This is a genomic window from Nostoc sp. UCD121 (assembly GCF_014222285.1).
Taxonomy (GTDB): Bacteria; Cyanobacteriota; Cyanobacteriia; order Cyanobacteriales; family Nostocaceae; genus Nostoc.
Genome location: NZ_JACKZS010000444.1, coordinates 1 through 1,687, shown reverse-complemented (window position 1 = coordinate 1,687; position 1,687 = coordinate 1). Strand labels below are relative to the sequence as shown.

Below are 1,687 nucleotides of genomic sequence, written 5' to 3'. Positions count from 1 at the left end.
TAGGGCTTGCTGGTTAAGACTGAAACCCTTGTATAAATAGTGATTGAAGTCTATAAATCGAACAAAAGTGCAAGGCAATTGGGTAAAATGGGTAAAAATTCTAACATAAACATAAAAAATGTATCGAAAAATTGAGGCTATACCTACCCCAGTAGAAAAGTTTGAACTGCCATTTGAGGGGCAGTTGGCAGAAGATAATAGATGGGTAATAATGGCGAATTTAATTCCGTGGTCAGAATTTGAAGATGAGTATGCGAAACAATTCACGGTTGAAATGGGGGCACCAGCAAAGTCTTTTCGGACAGCCATAGGAGCTTTAATAATCAAAGAAAGATTGGGATTAAGTGATAGAGAAACAGTAGAACAAATAAGAGAAAACCCATATCTACAATACTTTATCGGATTAAATAGCTATAGTAATGAAGCACCATTTGAGGCATCAATGTTAGTTCATTTTAGAAAAAGAATAGATATTGAATTAGTGAATAGAATGAATAGAAGTATGGTGAATAATAGCGAATAGAAAATCAAAGAATCAGAAACAGCAAAAAAGTTATTAGCGCTGGAGAAGAAGAAATAAATGAAGAGAAAAATCGGGGGAAATTAAAATTAGATGCAACTTGTGTACCAGCAGATATAAAATATCCGACAGATTTAGGATTACTAAACCAAGCAAGAGAGCAGACAGAAGAAATAATAGATATTCTGTATGAACAATTGGATGAAAACGAAAATAAAAAACCGAGAACTTACAGAAATACAGCTAGAAAAGAATATCTAAACGTCGCTAAAAAACGACGACCATCGAAAAAACAAAGAAGAAAAGCCATAAGAAAACAACTACAATACCTGAAAAGAAACTTAGCACATATAGATAGACTACTAGCAGTCGGAGCCAAGCTAGAGTGGCTAAGTAGCCAAAAACATAAAATACTATTAGTGGTAAATGAAGTATATCGACAACAATTATTCATGCATGAAAATAGTCTTTTTCGTGTTGACAATAGAATAGTGAGTTTAACACAACCTCATGTCCGTCCAATCGTGAGGGGAAAAGCTGGTTCATCAGTGGAATTTGGAGCTAAGTTATCAGCTAGTTGTTACGAAGGATATGTATTTTTAGACCGGATTAGTTGGGATAATTTTAATGAATCAGCTGATTTAAAGGCACAAGTAGAAGCGTTTAAAACTGCAACAGGATACTACCCAGAATCAGTACATGTAGACCAGATTTATCGAAACAAAGAAAATAGAAAATGGTGTAAAGACAGAGGAATCAGAATGAGTGGTCCAGCATTAGGACGACCACCAAAAAATATTAGCAAAGAGACCAAAAAGCAAGCGCAATTAGACGAGAGAGACCGTAATTGTATTGAAGGTAAATTTGGAGAAGCAAAAAGAAGATATAGTCTCGACCGAGTGATGACCAAACTTTCTAATACTTCTGAAACAGCCATTGCTATAACTTTTCTAGTCATGAATATTTCCGCATTACTGCGGCGGATTATCATGACTTTTTTTTGTATCTATTTTGGAAAAAACACAGTATTTCCTATTTTGAGATTTGGATGATTAGAAAATATTATATGTGCTCAAATCGGCTCACATAATAAATTATATTTTCACTTACAAGCATTGTTAATTGATTCTTGATCTGGCTTAAATACGACTTTTTCAGCAAGCCCTA

1 pseudogene is annotated in these 1,687 nt (G+C 34.3%); it reads left to right on the top strand.

What is annotated here, in order from left to right:
• Positions 1–118: 118 nt before the first annotated feature.
• Positions 119–1,572: pseudogene (locus GNF10_RS36725) on the top strand (IS5 family transposase).
• Positions 1,573–1,687 lie beyond the last annotated feature (115 nt).